23 protein-coding genes are annotated in these 26,127 nt (G+C 53.8%); 3 read left to right on the top strand and 20 right to left on the bottom strand.

Translation table 11 applies throughout. From position 1 onward, the window contains the following. The first annotated feature begins 494 nt into the window (after positions 1-494). The gene (gene pgm, locus M7R55_RS11990; RefSeq protein ID WP_298220875.1) at positions 495-2,135 is read left to right on the top strand and encodes a phosphoglucomutase (alpha-D-glucose-1,6-bisphosphate-dependent); all 1,641 of its coding nucleotides are present in this window, start codon (positions 495-497) and stop codon (positions 2,133-2,135) included. 63 nt (positions 2,136-2,198) lie between these two features. Here the strand turns inward: pgm and M7R55_RS11985 are convergent, their stop codons facing one another. The 10 genes from M7R55_RS11985 to M7R55_RS11940 all read right to left on the bottom strand — a co-directional run bounded on the left by M7R55_RS11985 (position 2,199) and on the right by M7R55_RS11940 (position 15,483). After that, positions 2,199-2,939: a DUF1461 domain-containing protein gene (locus tag M7R55_RS11985; protein WP_298220873.1), complete on the bottom strand. Its 741-nt coding sequence runs from the start codon at positions 2,937-2,939 to the stop codon at positions 2,199-2,201. A gap of 109 nt (positions 2,940-3,048) precedes the next feature. Continuing rightward, complete coding sequence (locus M7R55_RS11980; protein ID WP_298220872.1) at positions 3,049-3,291, bottom strand: hypothetical protein; 243 nt, start codon at positions 3,289-3,291, stop codon at positions 3,049-3,051. Positions 3,292-3,316: 25 nt separating this feature from the next. Beyond that, the gene (gene cydB, locus M7R55_RS11975) at positions 3,317-4,363 is read right to left on the bottom strand and encodes a cytochrome d ubiquinol oxidase subunit II (protein ID WP_298220869.1); all 1,047 of its coding nucleotides are present in this window, start codon (positions 4,361-4,363) and stop codon (positions 3,317-3,319) included. A 21-nt stretch (positions 4,364-4,384) separates the two neighbouring features. After that, the gene (locus tag M7R55_RS11970) at positions 4,385-5,836 is read right to left on the bottom strand and encodes a cytochrome ubiquinol oxidase subunit I (protein ID WP_298220867.1); all 1,452 of its coding nucleotides are present in this window, start codon (positions 5,834-5,836) and stop codon (positions 4,385-4,387) included. Between the two features lie 239 nt (positions 5,837-6,075). Next, complete coding sequence (gene cydC / locus M7R55_RS11965; protein WP_298220865.1) at positions 6,076-7,797, bottom strand: thiol reductant ABC exporter subunit CydC; 1,722 nt, start codon at positions 7,795-7,797, stop codon at positions 6,076-6,078. Beyond that, positions 7,794-9,566 carry a thiol reductant ABC exporter subunit CydD gene (gene cydD, locus M7R55_RS11960; RefSeq protein ID WP_298220863.1) on the bottom strand — a complete coding sequence of 591 codons (1,773 nt, stop codon included), beginning with the start codon at positions 9,564-9,566 and terminating at the stop codon, positions 7,794-7,796. Before cydD ends, cydC begins: the two co-directional genes overlap by 4 nt. 216 nt (positions 9,567-9,782) lie before the next feature. Further along, positions 9,783-10,337 (bottom strand): PAS domain-containing protein, encoded by a 555-nt coding sequence (locus tag M7R55_RS11955; RefSeq protein WP_298220861.1) that lies wholly within the window; start codon positions 10,335-10,337, stop codon positions 9,783-9,785. Between the two features lie 156 nt (positions 10,338-10,493). Beyond that, positions 10,494-11,309 (bottom strand): GGDEF domain-containing protein, encoded by an 816-nt coding sequence (locus M7R55_RS11950; protein WP_298220859.1) that lies wholly within the window; start codon positions 11,307-11,309, stop codon positions 10,494-10,496. Between the two features lie 289 nt (positions 11,310-11,598). After that, positions 11,599-13,212: a bifunctional diguanylate cyclase/phosphodiesterase gene (locus M7R55_RS11945; protein ID WP_298220857.1), complete on the bottom strand. Its 1,614-nt coding sequence runs from the start codon at positions 13,210-13,212 to the stop codon at positions 11,599-11,601. A gap of 102 nt (positions 13,213-13,314) precedes the next feature. Beyond that, positions 13,315-15,483: a response regulator gene (locus M7R55_RS11940; protein WP_298220855.1), complete on the bottom strand. Its 2,169-nt coding sequence runs from the start codon at positions 15,481-15,483 to the stop codon at positions 13,315-13,317. Positions 15,484-15,576: 93 nt separating this feature from the next. Between M7R55_RS11940 and cysM the strand changes: the two genes are divergently transcribed. Beyond that, complete coding sequence (cysM, locus tag M7R55_RS11935; RefSeq protein WP_298220852.1) at positions 15,577-16,479, top strand: cysteine synthase CysM; 903 nt, start codon at positions 15,577-15,579, stop codon at positions 16,477-16,479. 15 nt (positions 16,480-16,494) lie between these two features. Here cysM and purN read toward each other — a convergent pair whose 3' ends face one another. Beyond that, positions 16,495-17,157: a phosphoribosylglycinamide formyltransferase gene (gene purN, locus M7R55_RS11930; RefSeq protein WP_298220850.1), complete on the bottom strand. Its 663-nt coding sequence runs from the start codon at positions 17,155-17,157 to the stop codon at positions 16,495-16,497. An 11-nt stretch (positions 17,158-17,168) separates the two neighbouring features. Continuing rightward, positions 17,169-18,224, bottom strand: a complete 1,056-nt coding sequence (gene purM / locus M7R55_RS11925; protein ID WP_298220848.1) for a phosphoribosylformylglycinamidine cyclo-ligase — start codon at positions 18,222-18,224, stop codon at positions 17,169-17,171. Positions 18,225-18,383: 159 nt separating this feature from the next. Between purM and M7R55_RS11920 the strand changes: the two genes are divergently transcribed. Then, the gene (locus M7R55_RS11920; protein WP_298220846.1) at positions 18,384-19,061 is read left to right on the top strand and encodes a glutathione S-transferase N-terminal domain-containing protein; all 678 of its coding nucleotides are present in this window, start codon (positions 18,384-18,386) and stop codon (positions 19,059-19,061) included. Here the strand turns inward: M7R55_RS11920 and M7R55_RS11915 are convergent. The 8 genes from M7R55_RS11915 to lptD all read right to left on the bottom strand — a co-directional run. Beyond that, positions 19,030-19,893, bottom strand: a complete 864-nt coding sequence (locus tag M7R55_RS11915) for a symmetrical bis(5'-nucleosyl)-tetraphosphatase (RefSeq protein ID WP_298220844.1) — start codon at positions 19,891-19,893, stop codon at positions 19,030-19,032. The two genes, M7R55_RS11920 and M7R55_RS11915, sit on opposite strands and share 32 nt — an antisense overlap. A 10-nt stretch (positions 19,894-19,903) precedes the next feature. Next, the gene (locus M7R55_RS11910; protein WP_298220842.1) at positions 19,904-20,524 is read right to left on the bottom strand and encodes a class I SAM-dependent methyltransferase; all 621 of its coding nucleotides are present in this window, start codon (positions 20,522-20,524) and stop codon (positions 19,904-19,906) included. A gap of 174 nt (positions 20,525-20,698) precedes the next feature. Next, the gene (apaG, locus tag M7R55_RS11905) at positions 20,699-21,127 is read right to left on the bottom strand and encodes a Co2+/Mg2+ efflux protein ApaG (RefSeq protein WP_298220840.1); all 429 of its coding nucleotides are present in this window, start codon (positions 21,125-21,127) and stop codon (positions 20,699-20,701) included. Beyond that, entirely contained in the window at positions 21,128-21,868 is a 741-nt protein-coding gene (gene pgl / locus M7R55_RS11900) for a 6-phosphogluconolactonase (protein WP_298220839.1), read from the bottom strand. It lies immediately after the preceding gene. A gap of 40 nt (positions 21,869-21,908) precedes the next feature. Next, positions 21,909-22,781, bottom strand: coding sequence for a 16S rRNA (adenine(1518)-N(6)/adenine(1519)-N(6))-dimethyltransferase RsmA (gene rsmA / locus M7R55_RS11895; protein WP_298220837.1), 873 nt, complete (start codon positions 22,779-22,781; stop codon positions 21,909-21,911). Next, on the bottom strand, positions 22,781-23,809 hold the full coding sequence (gene pdxA / locus M7R55_RS11890; protein ID WP_298220835.1) for a 4-hydroxythreonine-4-phosphate dehydrogenase PdxA: 1,029 nt from the start codon (positions 23,807-23,809) through the stop codon (positions 22,781-22,783). Before pdxA ends, rsmA begins: the two co-directional genes overlap by 1 nt. Positions 23,810-23,820: 11 nt before the next feature. Beyond that, the gene (locus M7R55_RS11885) at positions 23,821-25,218 is read right to left on the bottom strand and encodes a peptidylprolyl isomerase (protein ID WP_298220833.1); all 1,398 of its coding nucleotides are present in this window, start codon (positions 25,216-25,218) and stop codon (positions 23,821-23,823) included. A 115-nt stretch (positions 25,219-25,333) separates the two neighbouring features. Next, positions 25,334-26,127 (bottom strand): LPS assembly protein LptD (gene lptD, locus M7R55_RS11880; RefSeq protein WP_298220831.1); only part of this gene is annotated, 794 nt, incomplete at its 5' end.

Genomic DNA, 26,127 nt, shown 5'->3' with positions numbered 1-26,127 from the left:
TTGTGGATAAACTCACTGCGCGAAAAGAATATCGCCAGGAAAAAACAGAATCAAAAACCGGGGCAGCGCCATGCAGCTGCGTGTCAAAGGCTACCCTCTTAAACTCAATGAATTAGTGTCTTGACTGAGGGGTCCATTTTAAATGGTCATTGATTCTCCTCCTCCCCGTTAGTCGCAGATAACCAGTTACACAGTTATTTGTACACCCTCCCTTTGACTTGTGGAGGGTGTCAATCATTCGCGAGACGTTGATGAGACGGGTCTTGACATCTTTGGGTATCTCGAAAAACCCTGACTCTGGGCTTTTTCGAAAACGTCTGTTGCGGGAAACTCACAACGAACTTATGCAATTTCAATCGCTTGTGCGATTGTGCTGTACTTCATACTTATGGCACATGAGCACCTAGAAAGGTTTTTCGAGGTACCCCCCCTTTAAGGTTGAGCCGATATTTGGCATTCTGCTCGAATATCTTCAATACAGGATGGATGCGCTTATGTCTCGATTGGCCCTGGCAGGTAAGTTGCCCACCCCGGATATGTGGGTTCATATCCCCGAACTGATTAGTGCCTACTACACACAGCAGCCTGATGCCGGGCAGGTGCGTCAGCAGGTGAGTTTCGGCACTTCCGGCCATCGGGGCACGAGTATGAACACGAGCTTCAATGAAGCGCATATCGCGGCCATTACAGCGGCTTTGATTGAATATCGTCGAGAACAGGGCATAACTGGCGCTGTTCTGATCGGTGCGGATACGCACGCGCTTTCCTGGCCGGCATTTGTGACTACGATTGAGGTGCTTGCGGCCGCTAGTGTTCCTTTGCATTATCAAGCCGGCTTCAAACCGACACCCACGCCGGTTATTTCCCGGTTGATCATCGTCAATAATGCGACGTCCTCGGGCGCCTTGTGCGATGGGATCGTGATCACACCATCACACAATCCGCCGACTGATGGTGGTTTCAAGTACAACCCCACACACGGTGGCCCGGCCGATACAGATGCCACGGGCTGGATTCAGAAACGAGCGAATGAGCTGCTTGATCAATGGGAGAACATCCCTCGGATGGACTTCGCAGAAGCCCTGAAACAGTCTTTTGTGATTGCTGATGACTTCGTCACGCCTTATGTGGCGGAACTGGAGCAGGTGATCGATTTCGAAGCAATTCGCAAGGCGGGCATTTCCATCGGCGTTGATCCGATGGGGGGAGCCGGATTGCCGTACTGGAAACCGATTGCCGAGCGTTACCAGCTTGATCTGACCGTGGTGAATGACCGAATCGAGCCCGATTTTCGGTTCATGCCGCTCGATCATGACGGCAAGATCCGCATGGATTGCTCCTCGGCCTACGCCATGTCCGGATTGTTGGCCATCAAGGATCGTTTCGATATTGCGTTCGGAAACGATACCGATGCCGATCGTCACGGGATTGTGACCCCGGACGGCGGTCTGCTCAATCCCAATCACTACCTCGCGGTGGCAATCGATTATCTGTTCCGTCATCGGCCAGAATGGGCCGAGCATCTGGCCATTGGCAAAACGGTCGTTTCCAGCTCGATGATCGATCGCGTGGCGGCGGGTCTGGGTCGTACCGTTTTTGAAACACCCGTAGGCATCAAGTGGTTCCAGCCTGGGTTGACTGCGGGCGAGTTGGGCTTTGGTGGAGAAGAGTCCGCAGGTGCTACGTTCCTTTGTCGTGATGGGCAGGTATGGACGACAGATAAGGATGGACTGATCCTGGGGCTGCTTGCTGCTGAAATCTTGGCGGTGACGGGTAAAGATCCCTGGGAATACTACAACGATCTGGTTGATCGATATGGCCAGCCATTTTATACCCGAGTGGATGCGCCGATCAGTGCTGAAGAGAAAGCCCGGTTCAAAGGGCTGACTGCTGACGCCGTGCGTGCGACCGTCCTTGCAGGAGAGCAAATTGCTCGAGTCTTGACCCATGCGCCCGGCAACCAGGCTCCATTGGGTGGACTGAAAGTTGAAACTGCGAATGGTTGGTTTGCCGCGCGTCCATCCGGTACGGAAGATATTTACAAGATTTATGCTGAGAGTTTTATCTCAAGTGAGCATCTTGCCCTTATTCTGGAAGAAGCGAAGACTTTGGTTTCCGAGGTGTTGTCCGGCTAAACGGTCAGACTGGCATGGTCGAGTCAGGAACGAAAGCGGCTTTTCTTTGAATTTTGTTGTGCTCTATCGTTGTTGTGCGGCTCGAATCGTTGTCAGCGCTTTTGCCGTACCCCAGAGTATGAGTAAAAAAGCGCAAGCGGTAATAAGCCACCAGATGACAATCAGCCCGAATAAGTTTGGCGCCTGCATGAATGTGGTCATCAGCGAGTCCTGGTAGTAAAAAAACCACGGATGATTGGCTGGAAACACGCTGCGGTGAAAGCTGTTGAACACACGCATAGGCCCAATAGCAAAGACACTAATCCCCGCGATAAGCAGGCTTAGCGCCGTGCCGGTTGCAAATGAACGCAGGCTGGGCAGCGGTTTTTTTCGCCAGAGTGTGAAACCGAGCAGGATTAACCACGCCAAAAGCGCCAAAACACCAATATCTTTGCCAATATCGACTACGCGGGAAACATCGGTTAAATGAGTGACCTCGTCTACCGTTAAAAATACGCCCAGGTCGCGACCGTCGGGTGAAAAGTAATGCAGCTCGCTTAAACCGCTTCCTTCGTTGTTAATGGCTTTTGTTATCGCTGAAAACAAGCGCGCGTGTTCATTGGCATTGGTTTCGATAAAGTTTTGTTTGCCGTGACGATTTTGCGGTGCGTAGGTTTCGATTGTTGCCGGAATGTTCAACAGCCGATAATCCAGCGGATACAAAAAGTTAATCTGGAACAACGCCATCCAGGCGAGCCATAGTACCGCAGGCCAAAGCAAGATCAGATGAAGGCCAACAGGAATGGCATTTTTTACACGTGTCATCGCTTGGAGTCTGGGCATAAGAGCATCTCAGATTTGAAAAGGATCAAAATAGGGAACCTCGAAAAACCCATTCCGTGGAATTTTTCGAGGTGCTCTTGTGCCAAGCATATCAGTCCTTATGCTGTTTAATCGCTTCGGCTACGATTTGCGCCCGCTCTTTGAGCACCAGAATCAAAAATAAGGCAAGCATCAGTAAACTCATTGTGCCTGCAGACCACCATAGCACAGTGGGTAAGCCAAAAATCAGGTCAACCAGAACAATACCGGCAGCAGGTCCCAGCATAAATAATGACAACGCCCTTAATCGCCATAAGGCGACCAAGGTGGGTTGTCTTTTCCACCATTGGAACATGGTGTTATCGAAAACGCTGATACGATTAGTGCGCGTAGCCTACCAGTTTGTGCAAACGGGCACGAAAAACCCATGCTTGATAAAAATTGTAGGACAACATGACAGGCACAAAACCGAGCATGGCGTAACTGAATGCAGCCAAGGAGTTGGACGGGTTGGCCGCATCGAAAATCGTCATTGTGCCCGGAACAAACCAAGGGTAGAGCGTAGCCATCATGGTGGCAAAATTAATGAACACGATACAGGCAAGCCAGAGCATGGCAGTTATGTCGCGCTGCTCACGAGACGCTTTGCGCATAGACCAGGTTGCATAAAGAACAATGGCACCGGCAGTGACGTATGCCCACCAATAAGGACCAATCCATTTATCCCTTGCCCATGGGAATTGGATAAAGGTCCAGGCAACTGTGACTAAAATAGCGACCAGTGCAAGGTAGAACATGAGGTCAGTCCATTTTAAGGCCTTGGCGTAGATTTCCGTATCGCGGTTGAAGCGGGCGCGCAAGTAGGTGCCACCGGCTAGCGAGGCAGCTATGACCGCGGTCACACCGGTCAGCAGGCTAAAGGGAGTCAGAAAGTCCATGGCGCCACCATTGAAGGTGGGTACTTGACCGGTTGACATACTAAAGCCCTGCAAGAACGCCCCCAGGGAAACACCGGCAGCGAAAGTGGTTGCCAGGCTGCCGATCCCAAAGCCCCAATCCCAAACTTTGCGGCTTCGCTTGGAATAATGGTGAAACTCGAGGGAAACGGCCCGGACAATAATGCCCCAGAGCACAACCATCAGTGGAATCATCAGGTAATGAAACAAGGAGCCATAAGCCAGAGGAAAGGTGCCGAAAATAGCGCCACCGGCCACCACCAGCCACGTTTCATTGGCATCCCAGGTTCCCGCCATCGAGGCCATGATCGCACCACGTTCTTCACTATCTGAATTAAATAGTGAGTAAATCCCGGAACCCAGATCCGCGCCATCCAGAATGATGTATAAAACCACGAATAAGCCGATCATCAGCCACCAGATAACGGTGAGCCATTGGTAGCCGTGGGTGATGTCCATAATATGCTGCATAGTTCTTCTCTTCGTATGGGTTCAAACGGTAGGGCGTTCAATCAATGGTTTCCCTTCTGGTGGATCTTTTCTGGGTATTTGCACCAAACCGAAACCATCATCTTGCACGCCATACATGATTTCTTCATCCATGTCCGGACCTGTGCGAACTACTTTTGAGAAGAAATACCAGGCTCCGATCCAAACCACCAGATCAAAGAACACAAAGCCGATAAACCATATGATTTCTGCGGCAATGCTCATTTGGCTTACGCCTTCCGAGGTGCGCATTAAACCGTGGACAAGCCAGGGTTGGCGGGCAATTTCACGCGTCCACCAACCTGTCCAGATGGCGATATAGGGCAGAATGGCGCTGAAGATGATGGCCCGTAAAAACCACGGACGGCGTTGGAGTTCCTCTGCGCTAAATTTTCCCTTGTAGCGAAGATACAGTGCCCAGAATGCAACCAGCATGAGAATACCACCGGCAGCCACCATAATGCGGAAGGCATAAAACGGGGCGAGCACAGGCGGGCGATCTTCGGGTTTGAACTGATCAAGGCCTTTCACCGTGCTGACCCATTTGTGGTCTTCCAGCAGGCTCAGTACGTGGGGGATGCCAATCTGGAACGTATTGGTGCCTTTTTCTTCATCGGGCCATGCAATCAAATTCCAGCTCGTATTGGGCGTGCCATCGGCATTGTAGGTATGCCAGTGACCTTCCATGGCGGCGAGTGCGGCAGGATCATGTTCGGCAACAGTGCGACCCAATTCGTCACCTATATAAACCTGTAGAGGCGCAACAATCACCAAAGCCATTAAAGAAGCGGTCAAGGTGCGCATAAACATCTGCGCATGGCGGTTTTTGTAAATCATCCAGGCCGAAATACCCGCCACGAAAAACAGACCAATCTCAATTGAGGCAATGGCCATATGAGGGAAGGCGGTCAGGAAATTCGGATTGAAAATCGCGGCGGTCCAATCGTCCACCAAAAACAAACCTTTCTCCAGATGAACGCCGGTAGGCGATTGCATCCAGGAATTAGCCACCAAAATCCACATGGCCGACAGCATGGATGAAAACGCAACGTTAAACGTGGCGAAGATATGCATCTTCTTGCTGATTTTACCCCAGCCGAAAATCATCAAACCAATGAAGCCGGCTTCATACATGAAGGCCGTGATGGTTTCATATCCCAGGATGTTGCCGAAAAATGGCCCGGCCGCTTGTGAGAAGGGGCCGAATAATATGCCAAACGACATTTCCATGGTGACGCCGGTGGCTACTCCAGCGCCAAAGTTGATGATGAATAGCTTTTCGAAAAAACGTGTCAGGCGATACCACTCGTCGTTGTCGGTTTTAAGCCAGCGCCATTCGCTGTACAACAAAAACGAGGCCAGACCGATGGTGAGCGGTGGGTAGAGAATGTGCATGGTGGTTATCCACGCAAAATCAAGTCTTGCAAGATCGATCATTAGCGTCGGATCTGTCATTTTTTTCTCCCGATGATAGATGGCGCGGTGGGCACCATATAGGGTGATCTGTGTGCTGAATTGCGGTTGGCCGACCTCAGCGAGTATCAATCCGATCCTGGCATTGAAAATGGTGAGGAGATCGGTATTTGTAGAGTTAATAGTAGATTACTTTTCCACTATTTTTAAAATTTATTAGCAAAATAAACTAAAAATATAACCAAATGATTTTAATTGGATAATGAGTTATATTTTGCAAATCAGATGTTTATTACATCCGTGTTCCGCCGAGTATCGCTGACACGTCCGGCATCCATCAAAATGATCTGATCGGCCAGGGTGAGTAGATGAGGGCGATGAGTGATGATCAGAGCCGTGCGCCCCGACAACAGTCGCTCAAGTGCATGGGTGACTTCTCGTTCGGTGGCTGCATCCAGCCCTTCTGTGGGTTCGTCAAGAATAACGATGGGGGCATCCTTCAATAAAGCGCGGGCAATGCCGATGCGCCGAATCTGTCCACCTGACAGCCGGGCTGCGGCTTCGCCAACCTCCGTTTCAAAGCCATCGGGCAGGGCGAGTATATCGTCGAGAATAGCGGCCGCCCGGCAGGCATTCAGAAGTTCTTCCTCTGTGGCATCGGGTTTGGCGAGGTATAAATTGGCGGCCAGCGTCGTGTTGAACAGATGGACTTGCTGGCTAACAACGGCGCAAAGCGCGCGAACGGTGTCGCCGCTTAAATCATTCAGATTAGTGTCGCCAATGGTGATCTGGCCGGAGTCGGGCGCCCAGAACTTGAGCAGCAGTTGGGTCAAACTGGATTTGCCCGAGCCACTGGCACCCCGGATGGCGAGTTTCTGTCCCTGTTTCAGGTGGAAGGTAACATCGCTCAGTGCCGGTTGCTTGTTTCCTGGATAGGTGAGGCACACCCCGTCGAATCGTATGTCGAAATGCTGTGGCGCGGCAGCAGGGTTGATCGGTTCGATCACCGCAGGTTCAGCATCGACCAGATCCAGAATCCGGCGGGCGGCGCTGCGTGTTTCCCCGAGGGCGCGAAAGGCAATGGGCAAGGCGGCGACTGCCTCAAAACTGGCCATGCCGAAAAACGCCAGCATCACGAGCTCCGGCCCATTGAGCATCCCGCTTTGAACCAGACCAATGGCAATGACGATCATGCTAAGCCAGGTGAGTTGGCTGAACAGACCTGTAAGGGCCGTGCTGCCAGCATCGATGCGGTTTTGCTGTCTCTGGGGTAAGATCAGAGCGCTGTTCTCCTCGTGTATGGTGTCCATGCGTTGTTGCGGATCGCCGTAGAGCGTGATTTCGGCCAGGCCGCGCACGGTTTCGCTGGTTCGTTGGCGCAAGGCCGCACGGGCCTCGACAATCTGTTTGCCACTGTTCATACCCAGGTGCAGCGCCAGCCAAGGCAGAATCAGGCCGACGATCATCAGGCCAATAAGGTTCGTCAGTGCAATGGCAGGGCTCCACCACAACAGGAACAGAATCATCAGCACGGTGGAGAGCAGGGCGGCAAGTGTTGGTGTCACGATGCGTAAATACGCATTTTCGAGACTATCGATGTCGGCACGAATCCGGCTCAGCAAATCTCCGCCTTGGTAATACTGAAGGCGAGCCGGTGCCAACGGTTCCAGACGTTCGAAGAACCATTGACGCAATCCGGCGAGGAGCCTGAATGTGGCCTCGTGGGTGATCAATCGTTCGAGATATCTGCCTACGGTACGCAGAATCGCCAAACCGCGGATGGCCGCGGCCGGCGTGAAGTAGTTGATGACGGCTCCCGTCAGCCCGCTGATGGCCATGGCGGTAATGAACCAGCCGGATACGGAAAGTAACGCCACATTGGCGAGAATGACCGTGGAGGCGAGCAAGACACCCGCAAGCATCCAGCCGAGGTAGGGGCGGCTGATTTCATAAAGCCAGCGCAATTCGTTCTGCTTTGGCGAATGATTTTGTTTGCGACTCATAGCCCGGCGCTCCGATATTGCCGGTAGCGTTCGGCATAGGCACCATTTGCGTGGAGCAATGCCTCGTGGGTGCCTTGCTCGATGATTTTCCCGCCGTCGAGTACCACGATCTGATCGCTTCGCTCGATCGTGGTCAAGCGGTGCGCGATGGTCAGCATGGTTCTACCTGAGGAAAGTCTGGCGATGGCGTCCGTGATCAGGCGCTCACTTTCCGGGTCAAGGCTGGCGGACGGTTCGTCCAGCAGCACAACGGGTGCATCCTTATAAAATGCGCGTGCCAAGGCGATGCGCTGTATTTCACCGCCCGAAAGCCCCTGGCCCCGGTCTCCGACAATCGTCTGGAAACCGTTTGGCAGGCGGTTGATGAAGTCGAGTGCATGTGCATTCTGTGCTGCCTGGTGCAACGCATCAGCGTGACCGTTCGAACGACGATTCAGCGCAATGTTGTCTTCGATGGTGCCGTGAAACAGCGTTGGATTCTGCGGTAACCAGGCCACCCGTTTGTGCCAGCTGTGTGGCGAAATCTTAGAGAGTGGCGTGTCATTGATCAGGATTTCGCCATCGGTAGGTGTTAAAAACCCAAGCAGTAATTGACCCACGGTCGATTTTCCCGCCCCGCTGGCACCGATCAGAGCCGTGTGCGTGCCCGCTGGCAAATCGAGGTTGAGACCGCGTATGACTGCGTCCCGGTTCGGGTAGGCAAAGTCAAGGTGGGAAAAGGTAATCTGCGGCGCATGTTCCAGTTGCAGTTCAATTGCACCAGTCGGCTGGGTGGATGGTTCCGTATTCAAGAGTTCAATGATCGGTTCCACGGCGCCCAGTGCATCCATTCGTGCGTGAAATTGCGTCCCCATGCTGCGCAAGGGGAGATAGAACTCCGGCGCAAGCAAGAGTACAAAAATGCCGTTGAGATAATGTATGTCGCCATACATCAATCGAAAGCCGACATAAACAGCCACCATGGCGATGCTGATGGCAGCCAGAAACTCAAGCACCATCGAAGAGAGAAAGGCTACCCGCAACACCTTCATGGTTTGCAGGCGGTAGTCTTCTGCGATCTGACCGATGAAGCGGGCTTCTCGTTGGGCTGCATTGAATAGCTTGAGTGTCGTCAGTCCCTCGATCATATCGAAAAAATGCGCGCCCATTCTGGACAGGCTACGCCACTGTGCACGGTTCAGTTTCTCCGTCTGGTTGCCGATGATGATCATGAATACGGGAAGCAATGGCGCCGTGATGGCGAGAACCAGACCGGATATCCAATCGAACGGAAAAACGAAAATCAGGATGGCGGCGGGGATGATAATGGCGAGCTGCATCTGTGGCAGATAGAGACTGAAATACTTATCCAGTGCTTCGACGCCGTCCACCACCTCGGTTGCGCGTGCGCCAGAACGCTGGTTTCTACTCCATGCCGGACCGAGCGTATGGATGTGATCGAAGAGACGGGCTCTGAGTTCGGTGCGAAGGCGGGCTCCGGCTTCGAAGGTGAACCGCTGGCTACCGTAATTTACGCCGGCGCGCAGCAGGAAAAGCCCGATCATGCCCGCCAGATAACCCCAGACGGTAGTAATCGGTTGGTGACCGATCGCTGTTGCATTCAGCACCTGAGCCAGCATCCAGCATTGGGCAATCAGTAAAAAACCATTCACGCTGCCGAGCATGACGGCTGTATTCAGGGGGCGTTTTACCGTTTTTGCCTGACTTCTCAGCCATCGATCCAACTGGCGGGTCTGTTCCTTGTCTTGCATCGCAGCAGGATTGGCCATGGGTTTGATGATTTCCGAGGCTTGGAGTGATTTAGTCGGGCGCGAATGTGTTTGGCGCAACCGCGTAGCTGCGCTCTGTGGATTATAGGCTCATTGGTCCGTGCCTGAAGCTGTTCGGTGATTTTTAAAGTGCAACACAGTTGTGGTTCGAGGGCGGACTCTGGATGCCGGACGATTCCAGCCACTGCCTTCTTGAAGATGTTGTGTTCGGAGTGATTACACGCGTTGCGATAACACAAGCTGGCTCAGATCTTTATAGCCTTTTCGTTGAACCAGTTTGCATAAGACATCGTGTGCGGGCTTGAATCGGCGTTCGTCATTGAAGCCGCTACCGTTTTCGGCTTCACGCATCTTCGCAAATAATTCTTCCCACATGGGGATGAGTTCAGTACGTGGCGTGAATCGAGCTGACGTGTAGCCCACGGGAACACCATTCTCGATGACAGGCGCCACACGGGTCATCACCCAGTAATGGTCACCATTCTTGCAGCGGTTTTTCACGATACCGAAAAACTCCTCACCCTTCTGGATTGTTTGCCACATCAAATAGTAAACAGCGTCGGGCATGTCCGGGTGGCGCAGGATATTATGGGGTTGGCCGATCAGTTCATCCACGGTAAAACCGGAAATGTCTGCCAGAGAGCGACTTGCGTGCGTGATGATGCCCCGAAGGTCGGTTTTTGATTGCAGTGCACGATGTGAACCAAGTTCAATCGCCTTATTGGTGACTTGTCTGACGTCGATGGACGGATTGAATCCCATGGATAACATGTGTTGCGTACCTGTTGATGAAGCAATTCAGCCTTGAAAGGTATTCCATACCGATACTGATATTCGTAGCGGAAAAGGAAATGATGCCCTTAAATAGAATTCATTCAACCAAGTAGCATGGTCAGGATTCAGCTTGATGTGAGCCGTACCTAAGCATCAAAGCATTTCAGGTACGTCGCCGTTGGGTTTCCCCGGTGGCAAGCCCACCACGCGGTCACGGCCCTCTGCCTTGGCTTTGAGTAAGGCATCATCCGCTCGGCGCAAGAGAGTATCGGGGGTGTCATCGGTGTACACGGCGGTCACACCGAGGGAAACGGTCAGTCCACCAAGGTCGCGCCCACTCTCTGCCAGCCGCAGTCGCGACGAGGCTATTTTCTGTTTGGGATGCTGGGCGACAACAATGCCGCCTTCAAATTGTGTGTAGGGCAGAATAATCGCAAATTCCTCCCCACCGAATCGGATGACGCTGTCCTGGCCCTTGATGTTGGCCATCAGGGTGCGCGCCACGAAACGCAATATCTTGTCGCCAACGAGGTGACCGTAAGCGTCATTGATGCGTTTGAAATGGTCGATGTCCGCGAGAATGACGCAAAACGGAGTCTTTTCCTGCAAAAACAGATTGATGCGTTGCAGTAGCAGTTCGTTGAGACCTCGGCGATTGGCCAGACCGGTCAGCGGGTCGGTGCGCGCATCCCTTCTGGCTGCTTCAAGTTCTTCTTTCAGGCGGGTGATTTGCTCTCCAGCATCGTTCAATTGTGACGATGTTTCTTTGGAAGTCCGCTCAAGTTGGCGTGAGTCTTCAATCACTTCGGCAGTGAGCATGCGAATGTCCTGTACTGAGTCGCCACGATCGATTTTACGAACAAAATCCCCGAGGGATGACGCGTAGTTCGAAAACTCGTTGCCTGTGTTGAGCATTTGCACCATGACGTTTCGAATGACACGAAGCAGTGCGCATTGCGCTTTACTCATCTCCTTGATGGCACCGTTCAAAACATGGGTATCGATAATTTCCTGAGCGATACCAACAGTAAGCCCCTTATCGCTGTTTATGGCGTCGCCTATGTCTTTGTTCAGACTGGCATCTCGTTTAAGTGCACGTTCGTAGAATAAAGGGTACCTAGAAAACCTACTACGCGACCCGATTGCTGCATTGGTTGGTGTTAACGCAACGCTGGCGCAAGCCCGCCTATCTATTTGATATGTCGCGGTCGCTGCGCTCAGTCCGCCTTGCACTCGGGCCACTAACGCGGAGCAGGCGTCAGCCCGCGACGGCTTTTCGAGGTACCCTTCTCTGTATCAGTTCGGGTTTGCCCAGGTGGAAACCCTGTCCCCAGTCAACGCCCATTTGTGCCAGCATATCCGCTGTGGCCTGATCGGTAATGAACTCTGCCACGGTAATTAAGCCCAGATCCTGAGCCATGTGCTGGATATGCTGGACGATGCGTCGTGCCTTGTCATTGGTGGTGATGTGCCGAATCAACTCCCCTTCAACCTTCAGGAAGCTGAATGGCAGATCAAGCAGATACCGGTAGGAAGAGTAACCACTACCAAAATCATCCAAAGCCAGACGCAGGCCAAAATCAAGCAACGGTTGCAGGGCGCGCAGGGCTTCCTGCGTGTCATCAACTAATTCGCGTTCCGTGATTTCAATCACCAGTGGTTTGGACTGGCGAGCGCTTGCCTGATCCGGATGGGTACAGGCACAGGCGTTCATCGCCGAAACGATGGTTTCTTCGATCAGCTCCGGGTGGTGAAGAAAATCGCCGGAAATGTTGACGAAATGGGCACGCGGTGCGCTGAAGTGGCTGGTGACGCAATAGTTGATCGTTTGTTTGATGATGCTTTGATCGATTCTATGTGCCAGTTGCAGCGAGGCTGCGGCTGCTATGAACTCTCCTGCCGCAATCACATCGCCTCCTTGCGTGATCATCCTGGCAAGGGATTCGTCCGCAACGATCTGGCCTGTTTTCAGGTCGAATATGGGTTGAACCGCAGCAACAATTCGCTCTTCGAGCAATGCTGTTTCCAAGGCGCCACCGGTAATGTAAATCGATGGCCTGTTCAGCTGTCGGGCATCTATGGCTCGATTCCGCCCGGCGCGTTTAGCTTCGTAAACGGCAGCATTGACTTCGGTCAGAGGATCCTGATTGTTGACATTTGAGGAGCCAAACCTCGTATAACCGATACTTACGCTCAGTTTACGTCCGGGTAAGTTGATCGCTTTGGCCAGTGGCAGTTCGCGAGCAATAGTATTGAACAACTCAGCAAATTGAGCGGTTTTTTGAATTAGATTTTCCGGCACCAGAGCCATGAATTCATGTCCACTCCAGCGCGCGAGGCTGACAGACGCATGCGTCTGTTGCCTGAATGCATGCCCCAGAGCGTGAATGACATGGTCACCTACATCGTAACCCAGGAAATCATTGATGATTTTGAGCCGATCGATATTGATCAGAATGAGCGCGCCCTTGCCTTCACGACGCTTCGTGCCGATCAGTTTGAGCATATGTCCCCGGTCCATCAGCCCGGTCAGTGGGTCGATAGCCGTGGATGTGCCGTTTTGGAACAGATTGAGTTCGTAACAGGTTGAGTGATCACTCAGTGTGTGGGCATTCAGTACAGCGTCAACACGGAGGAAATCGTCGGATGACAGGCTGACACGGAGGGGGACAATGCCACCAAGCGCTTCGCGGGTGAGCGGCGCGCCTTCTTTGGTCATAAGTTTCTGCAGGACATCTTCGAGCGTTAGGTGCCCGGATGAGGGGAGGCAGAGTGTGTGCCTCGCGCATTCGTTGATATAGCTCAGCGATTTACTCGCGTCGGTTACAAAAACCGGATGTTGCAGCGAAGCTAATATTTCGGCTGAATCCATTTGCTTCAATTTCCTGACGGCAGTTTGGTCTGATGTGTACCAAAGGATACCGACAAAGCCTACATCCAGCCGACCATATTTTTTATTAATGGGTTTTTTATATTAATGGGTGGTGACGCAACCACGTTCGGTGATGGTTTCATCGATGGCATTGATCAAAATCTTGGTCAGCAAAGCGATGCGCTCATTATTCGCAGGATCGCTCAGCAAGTGGTCTTCGAGTATCCCCGCATGGGTTTGGAGTGACTTGGCCTGACAGCAGGCGGCAGCACCTCGGAGTTTGTGTGCTAAATGCCGAAGCTTTGCCAGATTGTGACCACTTTGCATCAGGTTTTGACGATAAATCGGCAGTTCATCACAAAGGAGTGTATCGAGTACCTGGTCACGTGGATGAACGGTGCAAGACGGTGGAGGGGCCGGGTTGATCGGTTGCAGGAATTGGCTGATCGCGTTGATCAGTTCACCCAGAGACACCGGTTTGGTCAGGACGATATCGGCTCCGGCGTGGAGTAAAGACTGGTGCACCTCGGTTTGGATATTCGCGGTAATGGCTATGACGGGTGTGTGTTTGTGTCGATCCTGCTTTCGCAGCATGCGTACGATGCCCGTGCCCAGGATGTCGGGGAGGTGCATGTCGGTCAGTACCAGATCGAGGTCGGCGTGCTCGGCTTGATACAGGCCGCTTTTGCCATCTTGAGCGGATAGCGTCGTGACACCGATCTGTTGCAGCAGATTGACCAGATGACTTTGATAAATCCGGTCATCATCAATGACCAGCGCTGTTCTGCCGGTAAATGAGGGTAGGCTTTGCTCGGTCTGATTTTGCGGGGTGCGGATCGTTATCGGCTGTTTTTTCTGCAGCGCAGAAGTGATCTTGTCATTCTGCAAAATTCTTGGAAGCAGGGTTTGCAGCACGCGTTGCCGTATAAACATGGGTAGGCTGATTTGTGCCCAATCGAATTGGCCGACCGGTCGCCCACGCAGGGATAATTGCGTGCACAGGGCGATGATCCGACCGTGTCTACTCACATGCTGGAACCAAAGTGGCGGGTCTGCGCCCAGTCTCTGCCAGTTTTCATTGTCAATAAAAAGGCAATCAATTTCCCCGTGGTCGGGATCGAGGACGATGTCGGCTCCGAAGGCTGAAAGATGCCCGCGCCAAGCCTGTGCATGGGTCGCTGACTGCGTGATCACCGCGCAGCATTTGCTGCGTAACCAGGGTTGCCATGGTTGATGTGCTCCAAGAACAGGTGCGGAAAACTTTAACCGGAAACCCTGACGCCCTTCCCTTGTTTCTTCAACACTCAGGGTCGCATCCAGTTGCTTGCAGAATTGGCCGATGAGCCACACGGATAGCTCCGTGCCCATGAATAACGGATCTGTGTCCTTGCGTATGTTGAGCATGTGCGGTTGGCTTAGTGCCTCGGCATAGTGATCCAGTGGCCCCGATGATTTGCCATCAATGACCAGATTGAATGTGCAGTTTGTCTCACTTTCTGCCCCGTTTGAATGGTTTGTTTCCAGTTCGAGTTCTTCAGCCGCATCAGCTTCAAGCAAAGTGACGCTGCAATCATTTATGTCGAGTTGCTGAATCAGGATAACGAGTAAATTGTCGATCAGTCGGCGCAACAAACGGATATCGATCGCGACCAGTCCGGGTATATCCTGAAAACAAATGTATTGGATCAAGCCAACGCGCTGTTGGGCAAAAATTTCCCACTCGGCGACCGCATCCTCGATCTGCAGACGAATATCCGTTTTACGCGGTGTCGCCTTCAGACGATTGGTTGCTGCTTCGTAATAATCCAGAACATTTTCGATTGCCAGACGCAGTTCGGCATTGGCGGCGCGGATGACAGCCAATTCCGGGGTGAGTCGTTCGTTGATTTGTGGGTTTTCATTGGTTTCAGCCAAGGTGTCCGTTGCGGCCCGAATGTGCCCGAGTGGGGTAACCCAATGCTGGTTGATCTGAGCGATTTGCTGCACGGAAATTTCCGGCCGGTCTGCATTTGTAGCGGCATGATCCCGGCTCAAGAAGATCCGGTTTTTGGAGAATAATTGAACCAGAATGGTTATACCGAGCCATAGCCCGGTCCAACCCAGGCCGAGGCCGATCATGCCGAGAACGGTCAGAGACTTTAAATGAGTATCCGTAGACTCTACAGGAAGGTAGAGCAGCCAGGGGGTGAGCAGCAATCCCAGCAATAGGGGCCAAATGCGCGAAAAGGGGCTGAAGTTCCGCTGTGGCTGGGGCGTTGGGCTCTGCTTCATTTTTTTCCCATGCGTTAATGATCTATCGAGTATGCGACAATCCGTCGAGCGGCGGCGGTTTGTTCGTGCCTATTTTGATGAAGAATTGAACAGATGAAAACGTATAACCTCGAAGAATTGATCGGTAACACGCCATTGGTGCGCATAGAGCGTTTATCTATGCAACTCGCTTCCCGTGGAAACAGATTGCTGGGCAAGCTTGAGGGCAACAATCCCGGGGGTTCCGTAAAGGACCGCCCTGCCTTTTGGATGGTGAAGCAGGCAATGGCGCGTGGCGAACTCAAAACGGGTGATCGCCTGATCGAGGCTACATCAGGTAATACCGGTATTGCGCTGGCAATGGTTGCGGCGGCGATGGGCCTGAAAATGACGTTGATCATGCCGGACAATATGTCTCTGGAGCGGCGACAATCCATGGCCGCCTTCGGCGCCGAATTGATTCTGGTACCGAAGGCCCAAGGCATGGAACGCGCGCGTGATCTGGCCCAGGAAATGGCCGCAAGCGGAGAAGGGATTGTTCTGGATCAGTTCAGTAATGCGGATAATCCAGCCGCCCACTTTGCCACGACCGGCCCTGAAATCTGGCGGGATACGGCAGGAAAGATTACCCATTTCGTTTCCGCAATGGGCACGACCGGAACGATCATGGGCACGGCGCGTTATCTGAAACAACAAAACCCGGCCATTCAGATTGTGGGTGTGCAGCCCGCAGATGGTGCCCAGATTCCCGGCATACGTCGCTGGCCTGCGGCTTATTTGCCGAAAATTTTCGACCCGAGTTTGGTTGATCGTGTCATTGACATTGATCAGGGCACGGCAGAGGAAACAACCCGACGACTGGCACGAGAAGAAGGCATTCTGGCTGGCATATCATCGGGCGGCGCGATGGCTGCGGCCCTGCAGGTGGCCACGGAACAGGAAAACGCGGTCATCGTTTCCATTATCTGCGACCGAGGTGATCGCTATCTTTCCACAGGGGTTTTCCCGGCCGGTTGAAAAAGCGCGGCCCGGTCAAAGCCAGATAATATCGGGCGTGTTGCCCGCTCGTCCGTCAGTCCAATGCGCCTGTTGCTGGCGGTAGCAGACGTTGCCTTTGATCAGCCGATCAAGCGCATAGGGATAAATCACATGTTCCAGTTGATGAATTCGTGCTTTCAAGCTGTCCACCGAGTCATCCGGCAGAACATTCAGAATACCCTGAACGATGGGCGGCCCTGCATCGACCGTGGGGGTGACGAAATGCACCGTTGCGCCATGTTCGCGGTCACCTGCCAACAGTGCGCGCGCATGGGTATCGAGGCCGGGGTATTTGGGCAGCAGGGAAGGGTGAATATTGACCAACTTACCCAGAAAACGTGCAACAAAACCCGGGGTGAGGATGCGCATAAACCCGGCCAGAACGATGAAATCTGGCTGGCATCGGTCAATAAGATCGGCCAGTGCGGCATCGAAGCCGGGACGGTCGGCAAAAGTATTGTGATTCAGCACTTCGGTTGGAATCTGTGCTTGCTGAGCTCGAATCAAGCCATACGCATCGGCGCGGTTGCTGATGACTTGAACCACTTCTGCATGGAGCATGTGACCGTGGCAGGCATCCATAATGGCCTGTAAATTAGAGCCACTGCCCGAAATCAACACGCACAGGCGTGCTTTTTGCTGAACGTGATCGGTCATGCTCCGGGGGCTCAGCGATAGATGACGGAGGCTTGATTGCCCCGCGTCAACATTTCTCCCAGAATCCAGGGGGTTTCACCTTGGGCCTTCAAGGCGCTCAGTGCTTTTTCGACGTCTTCGGCTGCAACAACGACGACCATGCCGACACCGTTGTTGAATGTTCGGCGCATTTCAGCGGGTTCGACCCGACCGTGTTCTGCCAGCCAGTCGAAAATTTCAGGGCGTTTGTAGCTGTTAAGTTCGATGGCGGCTGTGAGATCTTCACCGTACACACGCGGCAGGTTGTCCGTGAGACCGCCCCCGGTGATGTGGCTCAGCGCATGAATTTGTACCGCTTGACGGAGGGCGAGGACGCTCTTGGTGTAAATGCGTGTGGGGGCGAGCAGATGCTCCACCAGTGGCCGTCCGTCAGCCATTGCGGCATGCAAATCCGGTTTGGCGCGTTCGATAATTTTCCGAATCAGCGAGTAGCCATTTGAATGCGGGCCGGACGAAGCCAGACCGATCAATATGTCTCCCGCTTTGACCTTGCTGCCGTCGATCATCTCGCTCCGTTCGACCACGCCGACGGCAAACCCCGCCAGATCATAATCGCCGGTGTGATACATGCTTGGCATTTCGGCCGTTTCACCGCCGATCAGCGCACAGCCGGATAGTTCGCAACCCGCCGCAATCCCGTTGACGACGCGTGTGGCAATCGGTACGTCCAGTTTGCTGGTAGCGTAGTAATCGAGAAAGAACAGCGGTTCTGCGCCCGTGACGACAATATCGTTCACGCACATGGCCACGAGATCGATGCCGATGTGATCGTGGCGATCAAGATCAATCGCCAGTCGAAGTTTGGTACCCACGCCATCGGTGCCGGAAACCAGAACAGGGTCTTTGTATTTATTCCCCAAGGCAAACAGGCCGCCGAACCCGCCCAGACCACCGATTACCTCGGGGCGGGTGGTCCGTTTCACGGCAGGTTTGATTTGTTCGACCAGCGCTTCGCCGGCATCGATGTCGACGCCCGCATCGCGGTAGGTGAGTGGGGTATGATCGTCTGTTGGGCTATTGGTCGTCATGATGGCGCTTTAACAAATAGAAATTTTGCCACACAGTTTACAACAGAGCAGGGGGGCAACGGAGGGAAATCTGGCGGCGATGTCTGCTAGGGATTTTTTTACCATCGTAAGACTCCCACCCTGTGACTATTCCACCTGATTATTTATCGGAGTTTTTTCATGCTTACGTTGTATCAATTCGAATCCTGCCCTTTCTGCTGGAAAGTCAAATCGTTACTGCACTTTGCCAAAATTCCGTACAAAACGGTTGAGGTCAATCCCATGAACTCGAAAGAGCTTGAGCCACTGGGTTTGAAGAAGGTGCCGGTACTGGTCGATGGTGATCAGGTTGTGACCGAGTCGTCCGTCATCATGGATTACGTCAATGATCATTTCACGCATTTATCGAACGACGACACCGTGCCCGAATGGCGCGAATGGGTGGACAACACCCTGGTACATTTTATTCCGCCCATCATCTACAAGGACTTTGGCACAGCGTGGCAAACCTTCGGTCAGGTGTTGAAACCATCCGGTTTCGGCGTGCTGAAACGCACGATGATCCGGTTCGCCGGTTCATTGGCGATGTCCAAATCATCGCAGAAAAAGGCGCGTGAACGCGGTATTACAGACGCGCCCGCGGGTTTGACCGAAGCGGTGGCGCATTGGGTCAATAACGGTTTGGCGGGGCGGACATTTCACGGTGGTGAAATCCCGGATCTGGCTGATCTCAGCGTGTTCGGAGTTTTCCGTTCTACAGATGGTCTGGCAGCGGTTTCATTGGCCAAGGCATCCAATCCAGCCTTTGCAAAGTGGTACGAACAACTCAAGTCGATGACTGTTTCGACGGCGGTTTGACGTTCAGTTGCCGGTAACAGGGGCAGGAAACCTGAATGACGGTAGCGGGACGGGTATCAAGATGGAGTGCGGTCAACGCCCGTCCCCAGAGACAACCCTGGTCGATGCACCAGGTTTTCTTCCGGTCGCGTGCGGCACCCAGTGCCGACCAGTGGCCGAATACGATTCGCTCATTGCGACTGGCGCGACGTGGGTAGTCGAACCAGGGCAGCATCTTGTCGCCCACTTCCTCGACCGGGCGCTTTTCCTTGAGATCGAGCTGACCGTCCTGAGTCACATAACGCATCCGGGTTAGTGCGTTGATCGTATAACGAATTTTAAGCGTTTTACTTAACTTTTCATGCCAGAACGCTGGGTTTTCGCCGAACATGGCCGTAAAAAAGGGCAGGGGATCCGATTGCCTCAAGGCCTTCTGCGCCATTTTGGCCTGCGCCAGGGCCGTATCCAGATCCCAATCGGGTGGAATGCCTGCATGAACGAGTGTCCAGCCAAGTTGGCTGTCGTGATGAATCAGTGGACGGTTGCGCAACCAGTCGATGAGTTCATCCCGATCCGGTGCATTGAGGATGGCGTCCAGCGTATCGCCCGGTTTGGGTGATCGGTCGGTAAAGGCACAGGCGAGCAGAAACAGATCGTGGTTGCCGAGTACCGTAATGGCCGTATCGCCCAGGTCCCGAACAAAGCGGAGTGCTTCGAGTGATTGCGGGCCTCGATTGACCAGATCACCTACAAACCAGAGTGTGTCTGCCGCCGGATCGAAGGCAATTTTTTCCAACAGGGATTTGAGTGGGTCGAGGCAACCTTGGAGGTCGCCAATTGCGTAGGTGGCCATTACAGTTCCTTCAATTCGGATCGTTTTTGATGAGTGTGATGCCTCGAAACCATCCGCGGGCCAGCAGTGGTTCGTTGCGAGTGAGTGTCAGTTCAGGATGAGCGGCCAGCAAGGGTTCGAGTTCGACATCCGTTCGGGTGGCCAGCATACCAAGCAGTGGGCTGATCAGCCGCCGGAGTGGTGCTTTTTGATAATGATGCAGGAATTTATCGAAAATAACGATGCGTCCGCCGGGTTTGAGTATCCGACTGGCTTCAGCCAACGCCCGTTCCGGTCTTGGGACGACAGCCAGAATCAGGTGCAGCAACACAACGTCGAACTGTTGTGGCTTGAGCGGTGTGTACATGGCATCGGCTTCGATGAGCTGCACTGGAAATGAACAAGCGGCACCGCGGGCTTGTGCCCGTTTGAGCATCGCACGGGTGATATCCAGCCCCACGCAGTATTCGGGTTGGGTTCGTTCATTGAATAAGTCAAGGTCAAGACCACTGCCAATGCCGATAATGGCGAGTGATTTACCTTCCATAGCCCCCAGCGCTTCAAGGTTGCGCGCCCGCGCGGCACGGGTGGCTTGTTTGAGCATCAAATCGTAGATTGGAGCCCATAGGCGATAGGTTTGGCGCAGGCTCACAAAGGGCACCTCGAAAAACCTACTGCGCTGTCCGATTGCGGCGTTGCGTGCTCGTTCGCGCCTCGCCTATCTTCTTGATATGTCTCGTTGCTCACTGGACGCCCCGCTGGCGCAAGCCCGCGGCTCCTTGCACTCGAACATGCTCGTGACGGTTTTTCGAGGTACCCATGAAATTTAATGGATCGGGCGGAATTGACCGGGGGCCAAGAGATGGAACAAGGGGATCGGTGCCCGGAATTTTTCGCCGTCTTCGGTTACAAAGCCGTAATCGCCCCACATGCGCCCGGCGGGTGTCTCGATGATTGCCCCGGATTGATACTGATATGATTCGCCCGGCGCCAGAACCGGCTGCTCGCCGACGACGCCTTCGCCCCGTACTTCCTGGATACAGCCATTGCCCATGTCGATCTGCCAGTGCCGATCCATGAGCTGGACGGTATGCAATCCCCGGTTCGTGATGTGAATTTCATAACCGAAGGCAAAACGATTCAACTTGGGGTCGGAATGCTCCGGTACGAATGCCGTTTTTACATGAATTTCGATGGATGCATCTTTGGCATCGTTATCCAGCGGATGATCTGAGAATTGCTCCATGAATATCATTCAATTGCCTTCAATACAGGCTTGGTCAACAAACCAGTCTGTCTGTCGTTTACGAATCAGTCGGGCGACGGGTAGCCCGGAGTCCGGTTGTTGGACTGCAAAAAAAGCATCCCGTTTATCTGCACCGGCAACCAGAAAACACACGGCTCGTGCCTGTTCAAACACAGGATAGGTGAGGGTGATCCGTTGTGTCGCAAGTTTCTCTACCGGATTGGCAACGACCCAGTGTTCGTTTTCCAATAACGCGGGCGTGTCCGGAAAAAGTGAAGCAAAGTGACCATCCGCGCCCATCCCATTGAGCGCGAGGTCGAACACAGGCGGTGTTCTACCGGCTGATTGATCACGCCAGCTATCAAGAATTTTTTCGTACCGCGCCGCCTCTTCGACAATATCGAGCATCGGCTCACTGATCATCGGGAAGACTTGATCTTGATTGATTCCCAGCGGATCGAACAGATAGGTTTTGGCCATGCCGTAATTGCTGTCGGGATGAGACCGGGGTACTGAGCGCTCATCGCCAAAGTAAAATTGCACAGAAGACCAATTCACCCGTGACGCTTGCGCCGGACTTGCGAGCCATGCATACAGAGCCTTCGGTGTATTGCCGCCGGCCAGGGCCATGCGTGCAATACCCCGTTGCGCGATGGCAAGGTTGAGCTTTTGCTGAACATAGTGCCCGCACTGTGCAACCAGTTCGTCGATGGTTGGCGATACGCTGGGAATGATTAGGGCGTTGTTCACGGTGCACCACCAGGTTTTGAGTTCAGTCCGTGCATAGGGCCTAAAAGTGATCGGTGTGTTTTCCCGGTGCGGCTGAGTCCGTTGCCAGTTCCTTTACGAGACGGGCCAGTGAGATGAACTCATCCAGACTGACCTGTTCCGCCCGGGTGCCGGGATCGATCCCTGCACCAACGATTGTTGACGTGGGCAGACGATGTTTCAAGTTATTTTGCAGCGTTTTTCGCCGATGGGCGAAGGCGAGGCTGACCAATTCCCCGAACAATGGCTTGAGATCATCCGGAACGAGGGGATGTGCTCTTGGCACAAGGCGGACAATCGCGGAGTCAACCTTTGGCGGCGGATTGAACGCCGTGGGCGGGACGACGAAAAGGGATTCGACTTCGGCCACCGCCTGCACCATGAGCGAAAGGCGACCATAGTCCCGGTTGCCGGGGTGGGCGGCAAGGCGATCGACCACTTCCTTTTGCAGCATGAAGGTCATGTCGACTATGTGTTTCGACTGTTCAAGCAGATGAAAAATCAATGGCGTGGCAATGTTGTACGGCAGGTTGCCCGCAATCCGCAGCGGGCCTTCGCCAGCCAGTGGTGCAAGATCGAGGGTAAGCGCATCTTGTTCCAGAACGGTGAGCTTGCTCTGTGATGCTTGATCATGGGCGGTTTTCTGCTTGCTACAGCGGGCCAAAAGTTTCGGGATGATGTCCCGATCGAGCTCGATCACGGTAAGGTGCGTCAGTGGCTGGATCAACTGACAGGTCAGGGCACCGAGCCCCGGTCCGATTTCGATCAGGCGATCTTCGGCCTTGGGCGCAATGGCAGAAACGATGCGTGCAATCACGGCTTCATCGGTCAGAAAGTTCTGGCCGAAGCGCTTGCGGGCGCGGTGTCCATCCAAAATGCCGGAGGTATCGTTCATCAGGCCGATAATCCTGCCCGCGACAAGGCACAAAGGATCGCGGCACGCAGCGAGCCGCCATGGGCCTTGCCGGTGCCTGCGATATCGAGCGCCGTGCCATGATCAACCGATGTGCGGATGATCGGCAAGCCCAAGGTGATGTTCACCGCCTCGCCAAATCCGGCATATTTCAGCACGGGTAGGCCTTGATCGTGATACATGGCAAGAACGGCATCGGCGTGGTCGAGGTGTTGGGGGGTAAACAGGGTGTCGGCCGGAAGTGGCCCGATGGCGTTGATGCCGGATGCGCGCGCCTGTTCGAGCGCGGGGCCGATGATGTCGATCTCCTCACGCCCAAGATGACCGGATTCGCCCGCGTGGGGGTTAAGACCGCAAACGAGGATGCGAGGCCTCGGTTTGCCCAGCCATGCGCACAGATCACGGTTAAGAATATCGAGTACCTGGGTGATGAGCTGTTGGTTGATCGCGCCGGGTACGTCCAGAAGTGGAAGATGCGTTGTTGCCAGCGCGACCCGAAGCGGATGTGCGGTGTCGTTGAGCGCGGTCAGCATCATCACCGGATGACCGCCCACGCGATCAGCGAGGTATTCGGTATGACCGGAGAAGGCAATCCCCGCATCGTTGATGACGCCCTTGTGCACCGGAGCGGTCACCATGCCGATGAACTCGCCGGCAGTGCAGCCATCCGCAGCCCGATCAAGCAATGCCAGTACATGGGTCGCATTGCTGGGATTAAGACGCCCGGCATGCACCGGTTGATGGGTTGGCAGATTCACAAAGCGAATGGTGCCCGCACCGGCAGGGACTTCGGGATCGTAGTCCGGCCAGTCGTAGGTCAGTCCGAGCAATCTGGCTCGTTCGTCGAACACACCCCGATCACCCAGGATAACCAGCTCGGCAGGGAGCTTGGCGAGAAAATCGGCCGCATCGGATTGCCGGGCACCCAGCGCTAACAGCAGATCGGGGCCGATGCCTGCCGGTTCACCACTGGTGATTGCCAGACGCGGCACAGGAACCCCAGCGGTCATCGACCTAGGTATCATTCCGTGGCTGAGTCGTTGATGGTGCCGGTAAGACGATTATCGATGTAGGCCTCGGCACGCAGACGGCGGATGTAATTGACCAGATCTTCATCAGCACGACGCTGTCCGATTGCCTGGCGGGCCTGTGCTCTGAGTTTATCTGTGGGCACCTGTACCTCGCGTGTTTTCAATACCTCAAGGAAATGAAAACCGAACTGCGTCTGGAATACCGGGCTGATTTTGCCGACAGGCGTCTGTTCAAGCATGGTGGCAAATTCGGGAACCATATCGGAAGGATTGACCCAGCCCAACATGCCGCCTTGCTGCGCTGAACCTTTATCGTCGGAGTATTTGCTGGCAATTTCGGCGAATGTCGCTTTGCCACTGATAATTTCCTGACGGAGCTTTTCCGCTTCGGCCTTGGCTGCTACAGGGTCACGCTTGCCATTGACCTGAATCAGGACATGTTCGGCTTCATATTCCGTCAGTTGGGTGTTTCCAGCCGTGCGCTTGCGTTCGCCCAACAGCTTGAGAATATGGAAGCCATTGGGGCTGCGAATCAGTCCACTGATTTCACCTGGCTTAAGACTTTTGACCGTATCCGTAAACAAGCCGGGAATCCGCGACATATCACGCCAGCCAAGGTCGCCGCCTTTGGTCGCATCGGGGGCGTCGGAACGTTCAGCCGAGACCTTGGCGAAATCCTGACCTGCCTTGAGTGCAGCCAAAACATCATCCGCTCGTTTCTTGGCATTTTCCACCTGTGATGGCGTGGCATTTTCAGGCACGCTGATCAGAATCTGGGCAAGATGGTATTCCGTTGTGTCGGAATTAGCGCCCATGTACTGCTTGAGGTACTCGTCGATATCCCGGTCGGTAATGTCCACGCGTTCATAGACTTCGCGCCGTTTGAGTTCGTCGATAATGATCTGTTTGCGAATGTTATCGCGGTATGCGTTCCAGTCTTCGCCTTGACGAGTGACCGCCTGTTGTAGCTGATCGAGGCTCATGCCGTTGCGCTGTGCAATGCCATTGAGTGCGCTGTTCAGTCGCTGGTCGTCCACTGTGATGCCGATTTGTTTGGCCCGTTGCAGTTCGACTTCTTCGGTGATCATCCGATCAAGAACGCGCTCTTCGAGTTGTTTGAAGTCGGAGGGGCTCAGAGCCTGAATATTGATCTGGCTGGAAACCTGCTGGAGGCGTTCATTCAACTGCCGTTGCGTGATGACGCTTTGGTTCACCACAGCCACGATTCGATCGAACATCTGTTCACCGGCGGCAGGCGCGAGGTCTGCTGCAATCGTGGGTGTGCTGAACACGACGCCAAAAGAGAGCCCGGCGGCCAGTGCCAGCCAGGCGGGTGTCAGACGGGCAAAAATAGGGAGCAGAAAAGACGAACGTGGCGATGTGGTCATAAAAATTCCGGTGTTCCTGAATCTAGAATGGTGTGTTGATGATCAATGGTCGGCCTGCAATGCGGCGGCAAGGCCGGTAATCGGGAAGCAGTAATGATGCTTGGCTTTTGTAAGTTTATTGATCATAACCGAGAATTTCCTGCTGGAACCGGTTCTTCTGACCAAAACTGCCGAGCCCTTTGAGTTCGACCTCAAACAAGATCGCATTGGAATATTTTGGTGTAGCCGTGGTGCCAAAGGTATCCGGATTGACAACATAACGTTTCAAAGCGACCCGTGCGGCCCAGCAGCAGGAATCGTAACCCACGCCGAGCAGCGATTGTACCACCTTGTTCTGGTTGAAATCGTAACCCAGTCGTCCAAGAATCTGCCAGTGTAGGCTGGCTTGCCAGGCAAACGAAACATCGCCCTGTCGGTAGGCCTGCGTGGTGTCCTGCGGCTTTGTGAAGTAACTGACGTTGGCCACGCTGCCCTGGTCGGCACGATAACCCAGGCGGGTTTGCGTGCGTCCGATGTGGCCGCTATCGCTATCATATTCAGCCGTAAAGGAGCCATTCCAGTTTCTATTGAGATCGGAGTACGCCTCGGCCACCACGGTGGAGCCGCCTTTGTTGATGGTCGGGATGACTCGACTTTCTCTGAAGTTGTATCGCTGTGCAATTCGCAGACTCAGGGGCTCGGTGCCTTGCACTGTATCGATAAGCGACCAACTGACGCCGTAAGTGAGGGCATTGGCATCACTGATGCGGTCGCCGCCACTGAAACGATTGGCAGTGAACAGCTGGCTGTAACTCAAGTTGGTCAAGCCGGTGTCGAACAAGGGGATGTTCGTCTGATCTCGATAGGGCACATTCAGGTAATAGAGTCGAGGCACGATTTCGGAACGGTAGCGGCCCGTTTCGCCATAAC

The organism is Halothiobacillus sp. (assembly GCF_027346185.1).
Classification (GTDB): domain Bacteria; phylum Pseudomonadota; class Gammaproteobacteria; order Halothiobacillales; family Halothiobacillaceae; genus Halothiobacillus.
The sequence above is the reverse complement of the archived record's forward strand: the minus strand, read 5'-3'. Positions and strand labels throughout refer to the sequence as shown.

What these genes read in the sequence shown, in the direction of transcription:
- pgm (WP_298220875.1), top strand. Translation starts at nt 495, where the DNA reads ATGTCTCGATTGGCCCTGGCAGGTAAGTTGCCCACCCCGGATATGTGG.
- M7R55_RS11985 (WP_298220873.1), bottom strand. Translation starts at nt 2,939, where the DNA reads ATGACACGTGTAAAAAATGCCATTCCTGTTGGCCTTCATCTGATCTTG.
- M7R55_RS11980 (WP_298220872.1), bottom strand. Translation starts at nt 3,291, where the DNA reads ATGTTCCAATGGTGGAAAAGACAACCCACCTTGGTCGCCTTATGGCGA.
- cydB (WP_298220869.1), bottom strand. Translation starts at nt 4,363, where the DNA reads ATGCAGCATATTATGGACATCACCCACGGCTACCAATGGCTCACCGTT.
- M7R55_RS11970 (WP_298220867.1), bottom strand. Translation starts at nt 5,836, where the DNA reads ATGACAGATCCGACGCTAATGATCGATCTTGCAAGACTTGATTTTGCG.
- cydC (WP_298220865.1), bottom strand. Translation starts at nt 7,797, where the DNA reads ATGAGTCGCAAACAAAATCATTCGCCAAAGCAGAACGAATTGCGCTGG.
- cydD (WP_298220863.1), bottom strand. Translation starts at nt 9,566, where the DNA reads ATGGCCAATCCTGCTGCGATGCAAGACAAGGAACAGACCCGCCAGTTG.
- M7R55_RS11955 (WP_298220861.1), bottom strand. Translation starts at nt 10,337, where the DNA reads ATGTTATCCATGGGATTCAATCCGTCCATCGACGTCAGACAAGTCACC.
- M7R55_RS11950 (WP_298220859.1), bottom strand. Translation starts at nt 11,309, where the DNA reads ATGAGTAAAGCGCAATGCGCACTGCTTCGTGTCATTCGAAACGTCATG.
- M7R55_RS11945 (WP_298220857.1), bottom strand. Translation starts at nt 13,212, where the DNA reads ATGGATTCAGCCGAAATATTAGCTTCGCTGCAACATCCGGTTTTTGTA.
- M7R55_RS11940 (WP_298220855.1), bottom strand. Translation starts at nt 15,483, where the DNA reads ATGAAGCAGAGCCCAACGCCCCAGCCACAGCGGAACTTCAGCCCCTTT.
- cysM (WP_298220852.1), top strand. Translation starts at nt 15,577, where the DNA reads ATGAAAACGTATAACCTCGAAGAATTGATCGGTAACACGCCATTGGTG.
- purN (WP_298220850.1), bottom strand. Translation starts at nt 17,157, where the DNA reads ATGACCGATCACGTTCAGCAAAAAGCACGCCTGTGCGTGTTGATTTCG.
- purM (WP_298220848.1), bottom strand. Translation starts at nt 18,224, where the DNA reads ATGACGACCAATAGCCCAACAGACGATCATACCCCACTCACCTACCGC.
- M7R55_RS11920 (WP_298220846.1), top strand. Translation starts at nt 18,384, where the DNA reads ATGCTTACGTTGTATCAATTCGAATCCTGCCCTTTCTGCTGGAAAGTC.
- M7R55_RS11915 (WP_298220844.1), bottom strand. Translation starts at nt 19,893, where the DNA reads ATGGCCACCTACGCAATTGGCGACCTCCAAGGTTGCCTCGACCCACTC.
- apaG (WP_298220840.1), bottom strand. Translation starts at nt 21,127, where the DNA reads ATGATATTCATGGAGCAATTCTCAGATCATCCGCTGGATAACGATGCC.
- rsmA (WP_298220837.1), bottom strand. Translation starts at nt 22,781, where the DNA reads ATGAACGATACCTCCGGCATTTTGGATGGACACCGCGCCCGCAAGCGC.
- pdxA (WP_298220835.1), bottom strand. Translation starts at nt 23,809, where the DNA reads ATGACCGCTGGGGTTCCTGTGCCGCGTCTGGCAATCACCAGTGGTGAA.
- M7R55_RS11885 (WP_298220833.1), bottom strand. Translation starts at nt 25,218, where the DNA reads ATGACCACATCGCCACGTTCGTCTTTTCTGCTCCCTATTTTTGCCCGT.